General features: G+C 44.6%; 17 protein-coding genes. 9 read left to right on the top strand and 8 right to left on the bottom strand.

What is annotated here, in order from left to right; all coding sequences use genetic code 11:
• Nucleotides 1-36 precede the first annotated feature (36 nt).
• Nucleotides 37-963, bottom strand: a complete 927-nt coding sequence (locus tag BFN00_RS04455; RefSeq protein ID WP_004646278.1) for a DUF808 domain-containing protein — start codon at nt 961-963, stop codon at nt 37-39.
• A 189-nt stretch (nt 964-1,152) separates the two neighbouring features.
• Between BFN00_RS04455 and trpS the strand changes: the two genes are divergently transcribed.
• The gene (gene trpS / locus BFN00_RS04450; RefSeq protein WP_004279419.1) at nt 1,153-2,166 is read left to right on the top strand and encodes a tryptophan--tRNA ligase; all 1,014 of its coding nucleotides are present in this window, start codon (nt 1,153-1,155) and stop codon (nt 2,164-2,166) included.
• A gap of 348 nt (nt 2,167-2,514) precedes the next feature.
• Here the strand turns inward: trpS and lysS are convergent, their stop codons facing one another.
• Entirely contained in the window at nt 2,515-4,044 is a 1,530-nt protein-coding gene (gene lysS, locus BFN00_RS04445; protein ID WP_071850582.1) for a lysine--tRNA ligase, read from the bottom strand.
• Nucleotides 4,045-4,432: 388 nt separating this feature from the next.
• Between lysS and BFN00_RS04440 the strand changes: the two genes are divergently transcribed.
• The gene (locus tag BFN00_RS04440; protein WP_071850581.1) at nt 4,433-4,927 is read left to right on the top strand and encodes a YqiA/YcfP family alpha/beta fold hydrolase; all 495 of its coding nucleotides are present in this window, start codon (nt 4,433-4,435) and stop codon (nt 4,925-4,927) included.
• Nucleotides 4,928-4,967: 40 nt separating this feature from the next.
• Here BFN00_RS04440 and BFN00_RS04435 read toward each other — a convergent pair whose 3' ends face one another.
• The gene (locus BFN00_RS04435) at nt 4,968-5,510 is read right to left on the bottom strand and encodes an adenine phosphoribosyltransferase (protein ID WP_071850580.1); all 543 of its coding nucleotides are present in this window, start codon (nt 5,508-5,510) and stop codon (nt 4,968-4,970) included.
• Between the two features lie 487 nt (nt 5,511-5,997).
• On the opposite strand from BFN00_RS04435, the gene rubA reads away from it, so the two are divergent.
• From rubA to BFN00_RS04410, 5 genes are all read left to right on the top strand, one after another.
• Complete coding sequence (rubA, locus tag BFN00_RS04430) at nt 5,998-6,162, top strand: rubredoxin RubA (RefSeq protein ID WP_004279415.1); 165 nt, start codon at nt 5,998-6,000, stop codon at nt 6,160-6,162.
• Nucleotides 6,163-6,253: 91 nt separating this feature from the next.
• On the top strand, nt 6,254-7,432 hold the full coding sequence (gene rubB / locus BFN00_RS04425; protein WP_071850579.1) for a rubredoxin reductase RubB: 1,179 nt from the start codon (nt 6,254-6,256) through the stop codon (nt 7,430-7,432).
• 57 nt (nt 7,433-7,489) lie between these two features.
• The gene (estB, locus tag BFN00_RS04420; RefSeq protein ID WP_071850578.1) at nt 7,490-8,428 is read left to right on the top strand and encodes an esterase EstB; all 939 of its coding nucleotides are present in this window, start codon (nt 7,490-7,492) and stop codon (nt 8,426-8,428) included.
• A 13-nt stretch (nt 8,429-8,441) separates the two neighbouring features.
• On the top strand, nt 8,442-9,350 hold the full coding sequence (oxyR, locus tag BFN00_RS04415; protein WP_004279412.1) for a LysR family transcriptional regulator OxyR: 909 nt from the start codon (nt 8,442-8,444) through the stop codon (nt 9,348-9,350).
• 182 nt (nt 9,351-9,532) lie between these two features.
• A complete protein-coding gene (locus BFN00_RS04410; protein WP_071850577.1) occupies nt 9,533-10,144 on the top strand; it encodes a response regulator in 612 nt (203 codons plus the stop codon).
• A gap of 39 nt (nt 10,145-10,183) precedes the next feature.
• On the opposite strand, the gene ppk1 is transcribed toward BFN00_RS04410, so the two are convergent.
• Together ppk1 and mtgA are read right to left on the bottom strand one after the other, a co-directional pair.
• Nucleotides 10,184-12,265 carry a polyphosphate kinase 1 gene (gene ppk1, locus BFN00_RS04405; RefSeq protein WP_044111624.1) on the bottom strand — a complete coding sequence of 694 codons (2,082 nt, stop codon included), beginning with the start codon at nt 12,263-12,265 and terminating at the stop codon, nt 10,184-10,186.
• 111 nt (nt 12,266-12,376) lie between these two features.
• Nucleotides 12,377-13,051 carry a monofunctional biosynthetic peptidoglycan transglycosylase gene (gene mtgA, locus BFN00_RS04400; RefSeq protein ID WP_004279409.1) on the bottom strand — a complete coding sequence of 225 codons (675 nt, stop codon included), beginning with the start codon at nt 13,049-13,051 and terminating at the stop codon, nt 12,377-12,379.
• 77 nt (nt 13,052-13,128) lie between these two features.
• On the opposite strand from mtgA, the gene BFN00_RS04395 reads away from it, so the two are divergent.
• Nucleotides 13,129-13,947, top strand: a complete 819-nt coding sequence (locus tag BFN00_RS04395) for a rhomboid family intramembrane serine protease (RefSeq protein ID WP_005262372.1) — start codon at nt 13,129-13,131, stop codon at nt 13,945-13,947.
• A 34-nt stretch (nt 13,948-13,981) separates the two neighbouring features.
• Here the strand turns inward: BFN00_RS04395 and BFN00_RS04390 are convergent, their stop codons facing one another.
• Together BFN00_RS04390 and BFN00_RS04385 are read right to left on the bottom strand one after the other, a co-directional pair.
• Nucleotides 13,982-16,474 (bottom strand): ABC transporter permease, encoded by a 2,493-nt coding sequence (locus tag BFN00_RS04390; RefSeq protein ID WP_071850576.1) that lies wholly within the window; start codon nt 16,472-16,474, stop codon nt 13,982-13,984.
• A 1-nt stretch (nt 16,475) separates the two neighbouring features.
• Nucleotides 16,476-17,201 (bottom strand): ABC transporter ATP-binding protein, encoded by a 726-nt coding sequence (locus BFN00_RS04385; protein ID WP_005246978.1) that lies wholly within the window; start codon nt 17,199-17,201, stop codon nt 16,476-16,478.
• Nucleotides 17,202-17,212: 11 nt separating this feature from the next.
• On the opposite strand from BFN00_RS04385, the gene BFN00_RS04380 reads away from it, so the two are divergent.
• Nucleotides 17,213-17,842, top strand: a complete 630-nt coding sequence (locus tag BFN00_RS04380) for an arylesterase (protein ID WP_071850575.1) — start codon at nt 17,213-17,215, stop codon at nt 17,840-17,842.
• A gap of 43 nt (nt 17,843-17,885) precedes the next feature.
• On the opposite strand, the gene BFN00_RS04375 is transcribed toward BFN00_RS04380, so the two are convergent.
• Nucleotides 17,886-18,500: a carbonic anhydrase gene (locus BFN00_RS04375; RefSeq protein WP_004646264.1), complete on the bottom strand. Its 615-nt coding sequence runs from the start codon at nt 18,498-18,500 to the stop codon at nt 17,886-17,888.
• Nucleotides 18,501-18,800 lie beyond the last annotated feature (300 nt).

The following is an 18,800-nucleotide window of genomic DNA, read 5'->3' as shown; positions in this document are numbered from 1 at the left end:
TTCTTAATCTGCTTAATATCCAGATATTTCCACACCTTAAGCTTTTGATGATTTAGGCCAGATTTTCTTAATCAGGCTGATGACCAGCATGACCAGCAGACCCGCTAAAATTCCTACTGCGAAATTAATCAAGGTCGGTGTTACGGCACCGACAATGTTGCCAATGCTGGGAATATCCTGCACATAAGCAACACTGTCTTCAGTAAAGTGATGAATAAAAGGAATTGCATGGTTAATAATTCCACCGCCCACCAGAAACATCGCAGCGGTCCCAACAATGGAGAGAATTTTCATTAAGATCGGGGCAAATGCCAACAAGCCACGTCCTATTTTTTGTTTAAAATCGGACTGCTGTTCAGTCAGATGCAGACCGATATCATCCAGTTTGACAATCAGCGCAACAAAACCATAAACACCAATGGTCATCACCACCGCGATCAGGCTTAAAACAGTCACTTTGGTCAGCATCGAGGCTGCGGCGACCGTTCCCAAAGTAATCACGATAATTTCAGCAGACAGGATAAAGTCAGTGCGAATAGCACCTTTGACTTTTTCATTTTCAAACTGGTGCAAATCCATTTCTGTATGAATCAATTGCTCACGCGCCTGTTCCGCGTCCTTGGCCTTCGGTGTATGCAAGGTATGAATAATTTTTTCCACGCCTTCATAACACAGGAACAAACCACCCAGCACCAACAAGGGATTAATCAGCCAGCCTGCAATAAAGCTGATTAATAATGCCAGCGGCACCAAAATCAGTTTATTAACAAAAGAACCTTTGGCAACTTTCCAGACCACCGGTAATTCACGATCAGCCCGCACACCTGTCACTTGCTGCGCATTTAAAGCCAGATCATCACCAAGGACGCCTGCTGTTTTTTTTGCTGCCATTTTGCTCATGACAGCGACATCATCCAGAACAGTAGCAATATCATCTAATAATAGTAATAAACTGCTCGCCATACTTATTATCCTTATCTTCTTTCCAGATAGTTTAATCAAAATTCTTAAAAATATTGTATTCACTTGTTTAATTTATAAGATTTTTTTACGACAGCTTTTTTTCTGGCTGACAATCAAAAACAGAATGCCGTACAATGTTGCCATTCGTTAAAATACAGCTGTAGTACTGACTACCCTTTGGAATAGATAATGAGTAATCAAGATAATCGTCCAGTGATCTTGACGGGCGACCGTCCTACCGGACAACTCCACCTCGGCCACTTTGTGGGTTCATTACGCTCTCGTGTAGGTCTGCAAGATTCTCACCATCAACACTTGTTACTCGCTGATGCTCAAGCCCTGACCGATAATGCGGACAATTTTGAAAAAGTACGTCGTAACATTATTGAAGTGGCGACGGATTATCTGGCTGTCGGTATTGATCCAACTAAAACCACAATTTGTGTGCAGTCATGCCTGCCAGCACTAAATGAACTGACCATGCTTTACCTCAATTTCGTGACGGTTTCACGTCTTGAGCGTAACCCAACCATTAAATCTGAAATCCAGATGCGTGGTTTTGAGCGTGATATTCCAGCCGGTTTCTTGTGCTACCCGGTGGCTCAAGCTGCTGACATTACGGCATTCAAGGCCACTGTAGTTCCTGTGGGTGAAGATCAGATTCCAATGATCGAACAGACCAACGAAATCGTGCGTCGTTTAAACCGTCAAATTGGTCATGACCTGTTACCAGAATGTAAGGCACTACTTTCCAATGTTGGTCGCCTACCTGGTTTTGATGGTAAAGCAAAAATGTCGAAATCTTTGGGCAATACCATTGTGCTAGATGCAACAGATAAAGATATTAAGAAAGCCGTCAATGCCATGTATACCGATCCGAATCACTTACGTATTGAAGATCCAGGTCAGGTCGAAGGCAACGTGGTATTCACCTATCTAGATGCCTTCGATCCAAATAAAGAAGAGCTGGAAGAACTTAAAGCCCATTATCGTCGTGGTGGTTTAGGCGATGGTACAGTGAAAAAACGTCTGGAAAGCATTTTAAAAGAATTGATCGGTCCAATTCGTGAGCGTCGTATTGAACTGGCTAAAGATCCGGATTACATCATGGATATTCTAAAAACTGGTACGGATAAATGTCGCGATATTACCCAGGCGACACTGGATGAAGTTAAATCTGGCCTCGGCGTATTCCATTTCTAAATATAAAATTGCTTTGAAAAGCTCTTCTGATGAAGGGCTTTTTTATTTAAACTATAATTGCGCAAAAATGATGCAAATATCCCCACATAATCTTCATAGTTTTAACCTTATTTAACATGTATTAACATGAATACTGATGAGTCATATGAGAATGCGTCCTATTATGGTCATATTCAGTAAGGAATCAGATTTAACTCTCTCCACAGTTAATGAAGTAGTTTGAAAAACGTTCCTTTTTCTACGCAATGACAACCCCAATCATTGCGTTTTTTTTGTCTTTAATTTTTGAATCTATTTTATTTCAAGTATAAAAAAACCCGCCAGAGCGGGTTATTTTGAATTCAGCATTTAAGCATTTTTATGACGCATATGCGGGAACAAGATCACATCGCGGATACTTGCTGCATTGGCAAAGATCATCACCAGACGGTCAATACCAATACCCTCACCTGCTGTTGGAGGAAGACCGTATTCCAATGCTTCTACAAAGTCTGCATCGTAATGCATAGCTTCATCATCACCAGCATCTTTTTCAGCAACCTGTGCCTGGAATCGTTCAGCCTGATCGATTGGATCATTTAATTCCGAGAAGCCATTTGCCAACTCACGGCCACCGATGAAGAATTCAAAACGGTCGGTAATGTGTGGATTGTGATCATTACGGCGTGCCAATGGAGAAGTTTCCGCTGGATATTCAGTAATGAACGTCGGCTGACGCAATTTGGTTTCTACGGTTTCTTCAAATACCATAGTTTGCAGTTTGCCCAGACCAAAACCTGGCTTCACTTGCTCTTTCAATTCTTCCTGAAGGAATTTTGCCAGGAACTCACGGTCATTGACATTTTCAGGAGTAAATTGCGGGTTATTTTCCAAAATCGCATCGAACATTGAAATTTTCTTGAATGGCCCTTTGAAGCTATATACTTCATCGCCATAAGGCACGTCAGTCGTACCCAAGATATCAATCGCCAGACGCTCCAGCATTTGCTCGGTCAATTCCATCAGATCTTTGTAATCTGCATACGCCTGGTAGAATTCAATCATGGTGAATTCAGGGTTATGACGGGTAGAAACACCTTCGTTACGGAAGTTACGGTTAATTTCAAACACACGTTCAAAACCGCCAACTACCAAACGCTTTAAGTAAAGCTCTGGCGCAATACGCAAAAACAATGACATATCTAATGCATTATGATGTGTTTCGAAAGGACGTGCCGATGCACCACCTGGAATCACATGCATCATTGGCGTTTCAACTTCCATATAGCGCTTTTCAGTCAGGAAGGCACGGATACCCGCTACAACTTTGGCACGAATCTCAAAAGTTTTACGCGTTTCTTCGTTAACGATCAGGTCAAGATAACGTTTACGATACTTTACTTCAGTATCGTTCAAACCATGGAACTTATCTGGCAGTGGACGCAATGATTTGGTCAATAATTCAAAATGTTCGATGTGTACATACAAATCGCCTTTACCCGAACGACCGATATAACCTTCGACTGCGATGATATCGCCAAGGTCCAGACCTTTAATGGTAGCCAGTACATCTTCAGCGAGTTCTTTACGCGCAACATAAAGCTGGATACGACCTGTCATGTCCTGGATCACAATAAATGAACCACGGTTCAACATCACACGACCGGCAACTTTGACGTAGACCTTTTCGCCTGCTTCAATTTCTTCTTTAGATTTATCAGCGAACTGGTCTTGTAAATCCTGGGCATAGTGCTCACGCTTAAAGGTATTCGGCCATGGGCTCTTACCTGTTTCTTGTGCCTGAGCTTCGATTTGCTTTAACTTGGCATGACGCTGTGCAATTAAATCGTTTTCGGAAATGATTTGTTCAGAAGTCGATTGAGCGTTAGTTTGCGTCATCTCTGCCTCGAATAAGATTAGTTAAAAAATAGAAGTTGCATAGAATAGCAGAAATCCTTCTCAAATCGTAGCGTAAACACTCTCAGGAACCGGCTTTTCTTTGGAAGAATCCACTATCCCGCTATTTACACCATTCGGTTCAGCCCGTCTGTCACTCTTTTAAATTGCCTTTCTTCAACCTTTTGCAACACCCTGCTGCTCTCATTTGGGATTAAAGTCTAAAACAGACAGGTCTTATATAAAATCATTGCACTGCAAAACTGCGGCTTAGACCAATAGCTAACTGCCTTGTATACCTAGACGTTCTACAATGACGCTCAGATTGAAGATGATGTGCCAATCAACAAATAACCAATATGGCATGTCCCATAAAAATGAGTAATGAACTATGTCTAAGATTTTGTTTTTACATGGCTTAGATTCCTCCAGAGAATCCACCAAGTTCCACGCCATTGATGTGGTACATAAATACTGTATCGATGTCGATTACCGAAATCTGAGCTATAGTTCGGTCGCCGAGTTTTATCATGAGATGATTGAAACCATCAAACCGGATATTCTGGTCGGCCACAGTCTTGGCGGTTATTGGGCACTGAAAATGTCACAGGCTTATCAAATTCCCTGTGTAGTGGCCAATCCCATTTTGCAGCCTAACTTCCGCGATGACTATCCAGCCATTGGGCATCACGATTTACAGCATGATATTCCTCAGTTTGCCTATCTTGAACTGGGCGATGAAATTCTGGATATGCATGCAGTTCAGACACAACTTGAAGACTATATGCAAATTCAGGCAGTTGATGGCGGCCATCATCGTCTGGAACACCCTGAACAGATTAATACGCTGATTCAGGAAATCGAAGATCATTTTATCAGGCAATAAAAAAGCCCCACATTTTTGGGGCTTTTTTTTAATTTATGACTTAAGCAACTGCCGCTTCAGGCTGAGATTTGTCGTCCAATACTGACCAGATATCCAGGCCTAATTCAGCATGCAGGTCAGGAAGATCAAGGAAGATACTTGCACCCAGTACTTCATGCTGGCATTTTTGAGCCAGTTCATTCACAGCTTTTAAGGTTCCGCCAGTTGCCAGAACATCATCCACAATAATTACTTTCTGGGACTGAACGTTCGCAGACATTTCTAAACGATCCAGACCATATTCCAGGCTATAACCCACACCGACCACTGGAGGTGGCAATTTACCTGCTTTACGCACCAACAATAAGCCTTTGCCTGTACGTTGTGCCAACAAGCTTGCCAACACAAAACCACGCGCTTCAACCGCAATAAAGCTTTCTACTTCTGCCAGTTTGTCAGCAGGAATGCTGGCAATCAAAGCGTCAGTCAATGGACCAATATTGCTCATGAAAAGTGGGGTCAAATCAAAGAAGCAAATTCCTGGTTTTGGAAAATCTTGGACCGTACGAATGTGAGACCACAAAGAAGTAGACAAATTGCTCATGGGAGATCTTAAAAAAAGAAAAGGAATATGGGAATTTTAAACCTATTTGAGTAGAGGGGACAAGCCAAGCTGCCTAATAAAAACCCGACATTTAATCACAAGATATTGATTTTATTATATTGATTTATTTTAAAAATATTTAATCCAGACTTTACTCATTATAAATTACCTAAAAACTCAAGTTTTTACTGCACGACTTTGGTCTATCCCCCAAGATAAACGCTCATTTTTGCTATCTTCAGCTTTTTATCCTTTAACCGCCTGCGCCAAAAAAGCTGATTGGCGTGATTTTCTGATAAATGAGGAATGTGTCGTCTATTCTGCTGCTAATTTCGCTGATTAGGCTTTTATTCACTTTACTTTCTGAATAGAACTGCGTAAAAATTTAGCCAAATATGTTCACTGTTAAAAAGTCATATTCTTTTAGAGTCTTGCCTTTTATGGATTTTACACTGACGCCGAGTGTTGGTCAGTTTTGGAGAGTTACATGAGAAAGTTTCAATGCATCGTATGTGGATGGATTTATGATGAGGCGGAAGGTTGGCCTCAAGACGGGATCGTGGCGGGCACCAAATGGGAAGATATCCCGGATGACTGGACCTGTCCGGATTGCGGCGTGTCTAAAGTTGATTTCGAAATGATCGAAGTCTAATCACGTCCAGTTAAAGGCCATATCCATATGGTCTTTTTTTATGCCTTTCAATCATTTATACAGCATGGAGCTCTACCATATGGAAACGACTATGCATCCTATCGTCATTATTGGTTCAGGTATGGCGGGTTATGCCGTAGCACGTGAATTTCGTAAACTCAATCCAGAACATGAATTGCTGATGATCTGTGCGGATGATGCGGTCAATTACGCCAAACCGACGCTCTCCAATGCTTTGGCTGGCAATAAAGCGCCTGAACAAATTCCACTAGGCGATGCCACTAAAATGTCAGCACAGCTGAATATGCGTATTGAACAGCATACCTGGGTCAAAGCCATTCATCCGGAAGATCATCAACTGGTTCTGGAAAAAGATGGCCAGGAAAGTACACAACATTATAGCAAACTGGTATTAGCCATTGGTGCCAATCCGGTACGTCTGGCGATTGCCGGTGATGCCAGCGATGACATTCATGTCGTCAACAATTTGAGTGACTATAAAGCTTTCCGTAACAATCTGGCAGCACGTGAAGACAAACGTGTAGTAATTTTAGGTGCAGGCCTGATTGGCTGTGAATTTGCCAATGACCTGCAAAATACCGATCATCAGGTCACAGTCATTGATTTGGCGCCGCAGCCGCTTGGCCGTTTATTGCCAGAACATGTTGCTACTGCCTTCCAGAAGAATCTTGAAGAAACCGGCATTCACTTTGTCTTGGGCACAACAGTCGAAAAAGTCTCTCGTGCGGACAATGGTGATTATCTGGTCACGCTGGCCAACGGTCAGTCTTTGGTTGCGGATGTAGTGTTATCTGCGGTGGGCTTACAGCCGAATATTTCTTTGGCGAAACAGGCAGACGTACATACCAGTGGCGGAGTTTTGACCACCGCACAACTGGAAACCAACCAAGCCGACATCTATGCTGTAGGTGACTGTGCCGAGGTCAATGGAACTTTATTGCCTTATGTCATGCCGATCATGCAACAAGCCCGCGCTTTGGCAAAAACCTTAAACGGTGAACATACCGCTGTACATTATCCGGCTATGCCAGTGGCAGTCAAAACGCCTGCTGCACCTTTAACGGTATTACCTGCACCAGTTGATGTTGATGTCACCTGGGAAACTGAAGAGTTTGACGATGGCATGCTGGCTAAAGCGTTCGATACGAACGGCACCTTACGTGGTTTCGTGCTTTTGGGCGCCACTGCAGCCAAACAGCGTCTGGCCTTGACCAAACAGGTTCCTGACTTGATTCCTGCTGCGGTTTAGAGGTTTAATAGCAAGGATATTTTTTAAACGAAATATCCTTTAATTAGGACAGCGACTATGTACAGCGCAGCACAGTTTAATCTTTCCCCTTATACCTCGTTCATGCATGAAACCAAGGTCGATCTTGGCAATGGGATCCAGCTACATGTCGAGGTTGGTGGAAATCCGGAACATCCCACCATTTTGCTGATTATGGGGCTGGGTGGGCAAATGCTGTACTGGCCTGACTTTTTCTGCAAATCACTGATTGACAATGGTTATCACATCATCCGTTTTGATAATCGTGATATTGGCCTGTCTTCAAAAGTCCATCACAAAGGTCCACGCCTGAATACCCTGAAAATGATGAGCCGTTTTGTACTGGGTCTGGGTAATCAGGGTGCACCTTATGATCTTTACGATATGGCTGAAGATGTCAGTCTGCTAATTGAAAAAATGCAGCTGGAACAGGTCTATGTGCTGGGTGCTTCGATGGGCGGTATGATTGCCCAGATTCTGGCCGCGCGTTATCCGGACAAAGTCAAAAAACTGGGCTTACTGTTTACCAGCAATAACCAGCCGATGTTGCCACCACCCTTTCCCAAGCAACTCTTTAGTTTGATTGACAAACCGGCTTCAACAGATGAAGATGGCATTGTTGATCATAGTTTGAAACTGTTTAAGATCATCGGCTCACCAGGTTATGTCAATCATCTGGAAGTGGTGCAGACCGCCCGTAAATTATATAAGCGAAGTTACTATCCTGCTGGTGTACTTCAACAGTTTTTAGCAATATTATGTACAGGCTCATTGCTGCAACTGGACAAGCAAATCAAACAAGAAACCCTGGTGGTCCATGGTTCTCGAGATCGATTGCTGCCTCCTAGCCATGGCAAGGCCGTTGCGAAAGCAATTTCAGGGGCTAAATTTGAATTAATTGATGGAATGGGGCATGATATCCCACCGCATTTTATTCCATATCTTAGCGAATTATTTGCTGATCATTTTAAATCATAAACATTAGGACACTATGGCTGCATTACCATCCCTAAGACAGCTGTCATACCTCGTAACACTGTCAGAGACGCTACACTTTACAGAAGCTGCTCGCCGCTCCTTTGTCACCCAGTCAACCTTGTCTGGCGGCATCATGGAGCTGGAGCGTTTACTCGGTGGCGTACTTGTTGAACGCGACCGCCAGAATGTTCGTTTAACGCCTCTTGGTGAACAAGTGGTTGCACGCGCACGTGTTCTACTGGCCGATGCTCAGGACCTAATGCGTTTAAGTCGTGAGATGAGTGAACCTTTAACCGGTGATCTACATCTCGGCGTCATTCCAACAATTGCACCTTTCCTATTGTCCCAGCTGCTGGATGAAGTGCATAAGCAATTACCAAAAATCCAGTTGCATCTGCATGAAGCGCAAAGTGAAAAGATTGTAGAAAAGCTGGAACATGGCAACCTGGATATGGTGGCTTTGGCATTGCCTTTCGACACCCGTGGTCTGAAAGTTGCTGAAATTGCCAAAGAGAATCTGTATCTGGTTTACCAAAAATCTGATCAGCATGCTGCACAAGCAAACTCTTTAGAAGATCTGGATCTGTCTCGCCTGATGTTACTTGAAGAAGGTCATTGCCTGCGTGATCATGCCTTGAGTGCCTGCCCGATTGGTGAGCGTAAAAATGATCACCGTTTAAAAGCCAGCTCACTGCCGACTTTAATCGAAATGGTGTCTGCAAATCTGGGCTTTACCCTGCTGCCTGAAATTGCGATCCATACCAATATGATTAAAGGCAATCCTGAGATTCAGGTAAAAGCGATCGATTCAGCCCCAAGTCGTACCCTGGCATTGGTAACCCGTAAAAGCACACCGCTGCAAAGCGAGTTTGATGTGCTATTACAGATTTTCCAGAAAATCACTCAGCACGATGCTGCCTGATCTATAGATAATAAAAAGGAGCACATGTTGCTCCTTTTTTATATCTTGAATTGAATGCATCCAGTCCGCCTAGAAACTTAGAATCTCTACATTTCAGCTAAATCACTATTCTTTGGGATAGGCATTTGCATCTGCCTGATTCACAGTATAGCTCTCTATCGCATCTACAGGATCGCGTTTTATTGGCTAGCCTTTTGCCTGCACCGGTTTTAGTGATTCGTTCACCGACTGGACTCGACCTGTCAAAAATCCAGACCGTGCTACAGCAACTCGGCTATCAGCCAGATATGCTGCTGTATGCGGACAATATGCTGTCCGCACAATCCATGATTACTGAACATCTGCCCAACCTGATTCTTTATCATGCAGCAACAACTTCAGAGATCAGTGTGATCCGTCCGCTGAAACAGCAAAGCCTAGATACGCCCGTTATTGCCATACTCAATACTCATTCCACAGCACTGATCTATTCAGCCTTGCTGTCCGGCGCAGATAGCTATATGCAGCATCATGATTCATTACCCCAGTTCGCTGATAGTCTAAAAACTGTCTTGCGCGGTGGAGCCTACATTCATACTGAATTGGCAGACTATCTCCTGCACCAGCCCAGCGTTAAAGCCTGTCTCAACTTCGCTGAATTACAGTTATTAAAAGTAATGAGTCAGCATAAATCGCAAACCGAACGACAAAACCAGCTTCAGATGAAAGATTATCAGATGTATAGCCGGGTCAAATACATCTATCGAAAACTGATCAGACTCAGCTTAAACAGTTCAATTGTATGTTCGAAATAAAAAAGAGGCTGAATATTCAGCCTCTTTAAATACTTAAACTTATTTAAACAGCTCTAACAGAATACGTTGTGCATTATGTGGTTTTTCACCTTCTTTTGGCTGTGCCCGCAGCCAGGTACCATCACCTTGCAATAACCAGGATTGCTGGTTGTCTTTCAGGTAATTCAACAGACCTTGTTGATAGATGCGTTTTTTCAAGGCTTCATCTTCGACCGGGAAACAGGCCTCGACCCGATTAAACAGGTTACGATCCATCCAGTCTGCACTTGAACAATAAATACGTGAATTTCCATTATTGCTGAAATAATACACGCGGGTATGTTCCAGGAAACGTCCGACAATTGAACGCACCCGGATATTTTCCGACAGACCCGGCAAACCCGGACGCAAACTGCAAATCGACCGAATAATCAGGTCAATCTGTACTCCGGCCTGAGAGGCTTCATAGAGTTTGTTAATCAATTGCATTTCGGTCAGCGCATTGACTTTGACAATAATCTGCGCCGGCTTACCTGCCTGGGCAAAGGCAATTTCATTATCGATATAGTTCAGTAACTGGGCATGTAAGGTAAACGGCGCGTGCAGCAGCTTTTTCAGCTTGGCCATTTTCCCCATACCGGTCAATTCCTGAAAAATACGATGCACATCTTCACACAGATCCTTATCCGTCGTTAACAGACCATAATCGGTATAGATTCGCGCATTGCCGGCATGATAATTACCGGTGCCCAGATGAACATAGCGCACCAGTTTGTTATTTTCCCGACGCACCACCAGAATCATCTTGGCGTGAGTCTTGTAACCGACAATGCCGTAGACCACGACCGCACCGGCTTCTTGCAGGACATTGGCCACCGCAATATTGGATTCTTCATCGAAACGCGCACGCAATTCAATCACTGCCGTGACTTCCTTGCCATTGCGGGCAGCTTCAGCCAGCACTTGGACAATTTCAGAATCTGGCCCACTGCGGTACAAGGTCTGCTTGATCGCCAGCACTTGCGGATCGCGTGCCGCTTCACGTAATAATGAAATCACCGGCGCAAAAGATTCAAAGGGATGATGCAGCAGAATATCCTGCTTCTGCATTGCACTAAAAATATTTTCAGATTTTTTCAGTACTTTAGGAATGATGGGAGTATGCGAGTCATAACGTAAATGCGGACGTTTAAAGTTAGATAGCAAACGTGCCAGATTGACCGGGCCCGCGACTTTATAAAGCTGCTCGTCGTCCAGATCAAATTCATTCAGCAGATATTCATAAATATGCTGCGGACAATTTTCTGTCACTTCCAGACGCACGGCGCGGCCAAAACGGCGTGAACTGAGTTCGCCTTTGAGTGCCTTGGCCAGATCTTCAACATCTTCATTCAAGGCCAAATCGGCATTTCGGGTAACACGGAACTGATAACAGCCAGTCGCTGTCATCCCCGGGAACAGGTCAGAAACATGCTCATGAATAATCGCCGACAGCATCACATGATGTTCTTTTCCATCGGTCAGTTCATCCGGTAAACGCACCACGCGTGGCAGAGAACGCGGTGCAGGTACCACAGCCAGATCAATCTGACGGCCAAAGGCATCTTTCCCTTCCAGCGTGACAATAAAGTTCAGTGATTTATTCACCAGTCGCGGGAATGGATGTGCAGGGTCCAGACTGATCGGAGTGAGAACCGGCGCAACCTGCTCCTGAAAGTATTTTTTAATCCAGGCAGATTGTGCCGGAGTCAGCTCACCACGGCGCAAGAAGCAAATATCTTCCTCACGCAGTTTTGGCAAAATTTCTTCATTTAAAATACGGTACTGGCGTTCAATGGCGGCATGTGCCGTTTTAGAAATCTGTTCTAAAACCTGCTTTGGAGTCAAGCCATCCGGGCTCCGGCTTTCATTGTCCAGATCCAGCTGTTCCATCATCCCGGCGACCCGGATTTCAAAAAACTCATCCAGATTACGCGAGAAAATCAACAGGAAATTCATGCGTTCGAGCAATGGATGTAAAGGATCGACAGCCTGTTCCAGGACACGTAAATGGAAGTCTAGGATAGACAGTTCACGATTAATATAACGATCATTATATGTATATTCGGGCTGTGCTGAAGTTGTGCTGGCTGCCGTATTCATATCAAACCTATGCGGATTTAAAATTGTGCTTATCCCTCCAAGTATGCTTCAAATTGATGACAATTTCATAAAAAAAGCCCAAATAATTGGGCTTTCTCTTCAAATCATCAATTAAGGTAATTCTGCATAACGCATATAGCGCTGAATCATCCGCTTACGAGCATTTAATGCAGAGGAATTGCGATGATCTTGGAAATATTTCGGATTGGTCAAAATGGCAGCCAGAAAGATGGCTTGATCGCGGGTCAGGCTTTGTGCGGTTTTACCGAAATAATGTTTGGCCGCTGCTTCAACGCCGTAAATATTGTCCCCGAACTCGATCGAGTTTAAATAGACTTCCAGAATCCGTTCTTTCGACCACATGCGCTCCATCATCCAGGTCGCGACTGCTTCCTGACCTTTACGCACAAAGGAACGCTTGTTGACGAGGAACAGGTTTTTCGCCAATTGCTGGGAGATTGTCGAACCACCGGCCACTACACGGCCCTGATTTCTGTTTTTATTCAGCGCAGTTTGAATTCCGTCCCAGTCAAAACCATGGTGATGAATAAATTTTCCATCTTCCGCAGTGACGATGGCACGTTTCAGATTCAGGCTGATTTCGTCATAGGGACGCCACTGATGCTGAATCGCTTTGGAAGGTTCTGTCCAGTAATCAATCCGCATCATCATGGTGGTGTTCACCGGATTGGTTCGCCACCAGGCCAGACTGGCAAAGATCCACAATTGAACCAGCAGAATCACACTGACGATGACGAGCATCGTGCGGATCAGAAAGGCTTTCATGTCAGTGCGTTACTCCTGAAAATTTAATTTTTCGTGTTAAGCTTATTCGAAATATACAATCACAGCAAAAAAATAGCATGTCTGAATACTCTCCCCCTGTCGAACATCGCAAACTTGAAATGCATCTCTGGTGGATCACCGCCATTTTAATCGGGATCAATGTTGGATTATTTGGCTGGCAAGCCATGCATGGCATGGATGTTAGCCAGCCGAGTACCCGAGACGCTATTCTCTGGGGTGCCGATTATGCACCTTTAACCTATTTAGCGGAACCCATGCGCTTGTTTAGCAGCATGTTTTTTCATTTTGGCCTGATTCACCTGATGTTGAATATGTGGGCCTTGTATATTTTTGGTAGTGTTGCCGAACAGCTGTTTGGCCGGATGTATTTTATTGGCCTGTATGTGTGTGCCGGATTAATGGGCAGCCTGCTCAGTGGCTATATGAATATTCAAGACAGCTATAGCCTGATCGAAGGCGGTGTGGCCAATCCTGATTTATTGCCTGCGGTCAGTGCCGGCGCATCTGGTGCCGTGATGGGACTCGGTGCTTCACTCACGGTGCTGGCTTTATTGCCAATGCTGCCACAGCAACGTTTTATTCTGGATAAAAAAACCCTGGTGATGGTGATGGGTCTAAACCTCGCGCTGGGCTTTATGATCAGTGGAATCAACAATGCCGCACATATTGGCGGCATGCTGATGGGGGCTTTTCTCACCTTGCTCTGGTACATCGGGCAAAAAATGCAGCGTAGCCACCTGTTCAATCTGATTGCCTTGATTGTCGGGTTCGGCCTTTGTGTGCTGCTTTATCAACATAACTTGGCCTTACTCGAACCCATTCGCCCACTGTGGCAAGAGATTCTGGAAATGATGCAACAGCAACTAAAACTTTAACTCTCAGCCAGTTTAAAAATCACGGAGATGAATCTTATTGATTCATCTCACGCAAACTTTGTAAGGGTGGAATCTCTGACAGATAACTCAGGCGATAACGGCCAATCAGCGCACATAAAGAGGTCATAAAGATCGGCAGGATAATCCAGATTTCCCAATGCGGCTGAATCATTAAATCCATTTTATAACTGGCAATCGCACTGATCACTTCGGCAAACAGGCAGGAAACTATTCCGGCAAACAGCCCAATAAAACCAATTTCCAGACTCATCATGGTTTTCAGTTTCTGCTTGGAACTACCGAATGATCGTAGCAAAGCCACTTCACGTTTGCGTTCATCCATCAACAGGTTCAGACAGGCCATCAGCACCAGAAAACCGGAAATGCTGACCAGTACCGCCAGAATCGTCACGATTTGCACCAGCACATTCACAATGCGTTTGATCTCTTCCAGAATCAGGCTGACATCAATAAAGACCGTGTTGGAAAATTGCTGGATCACAGGGACCAGTTTGCCTTTATCTGTTTCCGGGACATAAAAACTGCCCAGATAACTGCCGACATTGGCATCCATGCTATTCGGTGCAAAGATAAAGAAGAAATTCGGGCTAAAACTTTCCCATTCGACGGTTCTTAGATTAACGACTTTAGCTTCCAGTATCCCTTCTGGCAGACTGAAACTGAGTTTATCTCCGATCTTGATCCCTAGCTCTTCCGCAGTATTGGCTTCGACCGATACGGTGCCGACTTGTTTTAATACCGCGTCACCACTGACAATCACATTATCTTGTGGATAGCTATTTGACTGGGTCAGATTCAGTTCACGTCTTAAGGTATTGCTGCTTTTCACCAGTTCCTCGGCAAAAGGCTGATCATTTTTGGCGACCAGACGCCCACGGACATTTGGATACAGTGGCGTGCTTTTCCAGCCATTCTGCTCAAGTTGAGCTTTCAGGTCTGGCATATCAAAAGGCGGTAAACCGTAAACGAACTGGTTCGGTGTACCTTCCGGTAACTGTTGCTGCCAGCGCTCCAGCAGATCGGTACGCAAGACTGCCAATACTGTAATCAGGCTCAAGCCCAAGGCTAAAGCCGTAATCTGCAAAGCAGTCTGAGAAGGTGTGCGTACATAGGCTGACAGATTCAGCTTCATATTACGTAGCAGTTTCAACACCCCCCATACCGTCAGATACAGCACTGCACATAATACAATAATCGCGCCAATCACCCAGGCGGTCAGCAGCAAGTTTTCAGTCAAAATCACACTAAAGATAATCAGGCTGAGCGTTCCGGTCAGCAGCATCCACAGCATGGATTGTACTGATTTTTCCTGCTGGCGAATGACCCGAATCGGTGGCGTATTCAGCAGTTGCAATAAGCTTGGCATCACAAAACCGAGTAACACTACAGCACTGGTCAGCATCGCGACCGGCAATGGGCCGAGCAACATTGCGATAGCGGAAAACTCAATCTGCAAATTCGGAATCAGCTGCAACATCAACTGTAACAGGCCATAACCCAGACTGATCCCGACCACGGTACCAATCAGCATGGCAATTAACAGTACCATCCCGAGTAAAGCCAGATAAGCCGATAGAATCTGCTGCTTGGTGGCGCCAATACAACGCATTAAGGCAATATGATCCTGATTCTGCTGCACATAACGCTGCGCGGTTAAGGCTATGGCAATCCCGCATAATAGAATGGTCAGAATATTGGCCAGTTGCAGGAAAGTGTCCAGATTGGCAATCGGCTTCATCAAGCGGGTATTGCCTTCACTGGCATTGCGTAACCTGAGACTGCTTTGCTCCTCAAACTCCTGTCCTTGTACTTCCGCTGGCGTTTCAGCCGAGCCGTTTGCTGACTTGACCTGCTGCTTGAATAAGGCTTCATATTGTTGGGTATCGTCTGGACGGCCAGCCATGAGTAAGCGATATTCAATCCGACTCCCCACCTGAATGGCATTGGTTCGTGCCACATCTGCTTGGGAAATAATCACCGTTGGTGAAAATCCGGAAAATCCAAGTTCCTGATTGGAGTCCTGTTCAATCTTCGCGGTGACTTTAAACGCCGCATCGGCAATATTGAGCTGATCCCCCAATTTGACTTTGAGCAAACCCATGGCTCGTGGACTGAGCCAGATTTCACCAGATTGAATCGACTTTTTTGCCGGTTGCACCCGCAGTTCGCCACGCAAAGGAAAAGCCTGATCAATGGCTTTGACATTGACCATGACAAACTGCGCATCGGTATAGGCCATACTGCTAAAGAAAGTGACTTCTGACTGCTTTAAATCCAGCTGCTTGGCCTGATCGCGCCACTGCTCCGGCAAAGGCTCATTATCTGAAAGCACTAGATCACCGGCCAGCATTTCTGCTGCCTGCAAGGCGACTGCATTTTGGATCTGCTCGTTACTAAACTTGAGTGCAGTAGTCGCACTGATCGCCAGCGTTAAGGCAATAATCAGCAGATAAATTCCGGTGGTTTTAAAGCTTTGCGTCAGTAAGGGACGAAATAATGGATTCATTTCATCCTCCACTCGGATGTTCAATCAGCTCGCCATTCAGCAGTTCAAAATGTCGCTGACACTGCTGCGCCAGTTTGCGGTCATGCGTGACCAGCACCAAAGTCGTCCCCAGTTCCCGGTTCAGTTGAAACAGCAATTGTTCAATTTCTTTGGCCGTTTCACCATCGAGATTGCCTGTAGGTTCATCGGCAAAAATGATTTTTGGTTCACTGACCAGTGCACGAGCGATGGCTACACGCTGTTGTTCACCGCCAGATAGGACTTTTGGCGTTTGCTGCGCCTGTCGATCCAGACCCACTTTATGCAACAGAGCCAAGGCTTTTTGCTCGGCTTCTGCATATTTAAAGCCGGGCTGCAGGCGCAGTGGCAGCATTACATTTTCAAGTGCAGTCAGGTGCGGTAAGAGCTGAAAAGACTGAAAGACAAACCCGATATTTCTTAAACGTACCAGTGCACGTTGTTCTTCATCCAAGCTAGAGACCGATTCGCCACAAACCATAAGCTGACCTGAACTCGCCTGATCCAGTGTCGCCAGAATACCCAGTAATGTGGATTTTCCGGAACCGGAACGACCGGTAATTGCCACTTGTTCTCCGGCCTGAATATCCAGATCAAGATCCTCAAAAATGGTGAGCTGTTTTTGTGAAAGTTGTATCTTTTGTGTCAATTTCTGGGCAGAAATAATAGCCTGTGGCATGATGGTCGAATCGTTGCTGCTTTGAATCATACGTGTCCTATATGAAAGATCTTAATCAGAAAACTCGGCTATTGCCTTACTTTTTTTTGCTCAGTCTGTGCCTGATACCACTCGGGGTCTCAGCAAAGACAATTATGATTTTAGGTGATAGTTTAAGTGCAGGTTATGGTATCCAGCCCCAGCAGGGTTGGGTACATTTATTACAAAAGCGTTTAGAGCAACAGTATCCGAAACAGCATAAAGTGGTCAATGCAAGTGTCAGTGGCGAAACCACCAGCGGAGCACTGGCCAGACTACCTAAACTGTTACAGACGCATCGTCCAGACCTTGTGGTGATTGAGTTAGGTGGCAATGATGGCTTGCGTGGACAACCACCGCAAATGATTCAAAAAAATTTAGCCAGCCTGATTCAGCAGAGCCAGAAAGCCAAGGCCAAGGTCATTGTATTTGGCATAAAGATGCCGCCTAATTACGGGCAGGCCTATAGCAAGGCGTTTGAAAATAATTATAAAGTGGTCAGTCAGCAATATAAGGTGGAATTATTGCCTTTCTTTATGCAAGGTGTCGCCGGTAATAAAACCCTGATGCAAAAGGATCTGATTCATCCAAATGCCAAAGCACAGACGATTCTGTTAAATAATGCTTATCCATATATTAAAGGCGCTTTATAAAGCGCCTTTAACTTATTTTAGAATGTATTTAGATGAATCGTGATTAGAAATCGAAGAATGTCACTTCACCAGTTTCCAGTGAATATTCAGCACCGACGACTTTTAATTTTCCTTGTCCAATCAGGTTTTCCAGAACGGCTGAACCATGACGCAACTGATTCACCGAAGCAAATACATTGGAACGTACCGCATGCTTGGATAATTTTGCCAAGTCGTTTTTCAGTTCAGTTTGCATTAAGGTTTCAACTGAAGGACGTACGCGGTTCACAATCGACATCAGGTTTGCCGATGGCGGGCAATCCGGGCACATCAAGGTATCAATAGTCGCTTTAATCGCACCACAGTGACTGTGACCTAACACCACCACAATCGCGCAATCATAACGTGCCGCGGCAAATTCAACACTGCCGACCTGTGAGGGTGCAACAATATTACCTGCAACACGAATCACAAAAAGATCGCCGAGACCCTGATCAAAAACCATTTCGGCTGGAACGCGCGAATCTGAACATCCCAAGACAATCGCAAACGGATTCTGATCCTCTGCCATTTCTGCGCGCTGTTGGTGGCTAAGTTGTTTTGGATGCGTGGTATCGCCACTGACAAAACGTTGGTTACCCTGTCTAAGACGTTCTAAAGCTTCTTGAGCTGTGAGCATTCTTTTCTATCACCGATGGTTTTAGTTGCAATATCTTACTGCCAGTTTTTTTGAATGTCACTTGCAAAAAATCTTAGCTGATTAAATTTTTAGCATTTATCTAATTTCATTTCTGCAGGTAATTTATGCGCAATACATCACATTTTCCAGTCATTTAATGTAATTCAACAAAAAACTAATGGGTGACAAGCGCAAAGATTGATTTAAAATAGAGTGAAGAATAATGTTTTTATTTGAATGAAAATTGCAAATTTATAACATGGAAGTATTTTGATTGAGCAATTTGCTCACTGGGTTTGT

Source organism: Acinetobacter sp. AR2-3 (assembly GCF_001878775.1).
Lineage (GTDB): Bacteria > Pseudomonadota > Gammaproteobacteria > Pseudomonadales > Moraxellaceae > Acinetobacter > Acinetobacter lwoffii_D.
The sequence above is the reverse complement of the archived record's forward strand: the minus strand, read 5'-3'. Positions and strand labels throughout refer to the sequence as shown.

Coding starts and splice junctions, on each gene's coding strand:
- BFN00_RS04455 (WP_004646278.1), bottom strand. CDS start 963: ATGGCGAGCAGTTTATTACTATTATTAGATGATATTGCTACTGTTCTG.
- trpS (WP_004279419.1), top strand. CDS start 1,153: ATGAGTAATCAAGATAATCGTCCAGTGATCTTGACGGGCGACCGTCCT.
- lysS (WP_071850582.1), bottom strand. CDS start 4,044: ATGACGCAAACTAACGCTCAATCGACTTCTGAACAAATCATTTCCGAA.
- BFN00_RS04440 (WP_071850581.1), top strand. CDS start 4,433: ATGTCTAAGATTTTGTTTTTACATGGCTTAGATTCCTCCAGAGAATCC.
- BFN00_RS04435 (WP_071850580.1), bottom strand. CDS start 5,510: ATGAGCAATTTGTCTACTTCTTTGTGGTCTCACATTCGTACGGTCCAA.
- rubA (WP_004279415.1), top strand. CDS start 5,998: ATGAGAAAGTTTCAATGCATCGTATGTGGATGGATTTATGATGAGGCG.
- rubB (WP_071850579.1), top strand. CDS start 6,254: ATGCATCCTATCGTCATTATTGGTTCAGGTATGGCGGGTTATGCCGTA.
- estB (WP_071850578.1), top strand. CDS start 7,490: ATGTACAGCGCAGCACAGTTTAATCTTTCCCCTTATACCTCGTTCATG.
- oxyR (WP_004279412.1), top strand. CDS start 8,442: ATGGCTGCATTACCATCCCTAAGACAGCTGTCATACCTCGTAACACTG.
- ppk1 (WP_044111624.1), bottom strand. CDS start 12,265: ATGAATACGGCAGCCAGCACAACTTCAGCACAGCCCGAATATACATAT.
- mtgA (WP_004279409.1), bottom strand. CDS start 13,051: ATGAAAGCCTTTCTGATCCGCACGATGCTCGTCATCGTCAGTGTGATT.
- BFN00_RS04395 (WP_005262372.1), top strand. CDS start 13,129: ATGTCTGAATACTCTCCCCCTGTCGAACATCGCAAACTTGAAATGCAT.
- BFN00_RS04390 (WP_071850576.1), bottom strand. CDS start 16,474: ATGAATCCATTATTTCGTCCCTTACTGACGCAAAGCTTTAAAACCACC.
- BFN00_RS04385 (WP_005246978.1), bottom strand. CDS start 17,201: ATGATTCAAAGCAGCAACGATTCGACCATCATGCCACAGGCTATTATT.
- BFN00_RS04380 (WP_071850575.1), top strand. CDS start 17,213: ATGAAAGATCTTAATCAGAAAACTCGGCTATTGCCTTACTTTTTTTTG.
- BFN00_RS04375 (WP_004646264.1), bottom strand. CDS start 18,500: ATGCTCACAGCTCAAGAAGCTTTAGAACGTCTTAGACAGGGTAACCAA.